This window comes from Salmonella sp. 32082101201600294FB01SM01, from assembly GCF_017572865.1.
In the GTDB taxonomy this organism is placed as follows: Bacteria; Pseudomonadota; Gammaproteobacteria; order Enterobacterales; family Enterobacteriaceae; genus Salmonella; species Salmonella enterica.
Genome location: NZ_JAGESB010000015.1, coordinates 1 through 894, shown reverse-complemented (window position 1 = coordinate 894; position 894 = coordinate 1). Strand labels below are relative to the sequence as shown.

The 894-nt window shown below is 48.5% G+C and carries 2 tRNA genes and 2 rRNA genes; all 4 read right to left on the bottom strand.

The window, feature by feature from the left end:
* A 23S ribosomal RNA gene (locus J4645_RS22075) occupies positions 1-265 on the bottom strand; the annotation flags it as partial.
* Positions 266-437: 172 nt separating this feature from the next.
* Positions 438-513 (bottom strand) — tRNA-Ala (locus J4645_RS22070).
* A 111-nt stretch (positions 514-624) separates the two neighbouring features.
* Positions 625-701, bottom strand: a tRNA-Ile gene (locus tag J4645_RS22065).
* A gap of 69 nt (positions 702-770) precedes the next feature.
* A 16S ribosomal RNA gene (locus J4645_RS22060) occupies positions 771-894 on the bottom strand; the annotation flags it as partial.

The following is an 894-nucleotide window of genomic DNA, read 5'->3' as shown; positions in this document are numbered from 1 at the left end:
TCCTCCCCGTTCGCTCGCCGCTACTGGGGGAATCTCGGTTGATTTCTTTTCCTCGGGGTACTTAGATGTTTCAGTTCCCCCGGTTCGCCTCATTAACCTATGGATTCAGTTAATGATAGTGTGACGAGTCACACTGGGTTTCCCCATTCGGAAATCGCCGGTTATAACGGTTCATATCACCTTACCGGCGCTTATCGCAGATTAGCACGTCCTTCATCGCCTCTGACTGCCAGGGCATCCACCGTGTACGCTTAGTCGCTTAACCTCACAACCCGAAGATGTTTCACTTCGCGTTGCGAAAATTTGAGAGACTCACGAACAACTTTCGTTGTTCTGTGTTTCAATTTTCAGCTTGATCCAGATTTTTAAAGAGCAAAACTTCGCAGTGAACCCTTTCAGGTACACTCTGAAGTATTTTTTCGTAAACACTCACGAGATGGTGGAGCTATGCGGGATCGAACCGCAGACCTCCTGCGTGCAAAGCAGGCGCTCTCCCAGCTGAGCTATAGCCCCATCGTGTAGTCAGAACCTCTTTACCGATAATTTTTCCTGAGACAAGGCGTGGAATAACGAAGCATACATCAGTATGTGAGTTATTTCACAACGCAGTATTCAGGGAAAATTTGGTAGGCCTGAGTGGACTTGAACCACCGACCTCACCCTTATCAGGGGTGCGCTCTAACCACCTGAGCTACAAGCCTGTAGAGGTTTTACTGCTCGTTTTTCATCAGACAATCTGTGTGAGCACTGCAAAGTACGCTTCTTTCAGGTAAGGAGGTGATCCAACCGCAGGTTCCCCTACGGTTACCTTGTTACGACTTCACCCCAGTCATGAATCACAAAGTGGTAAGCGCCCTCCCGAAGGTTAAGCTACCTACTTCTTTTGCAACCCAC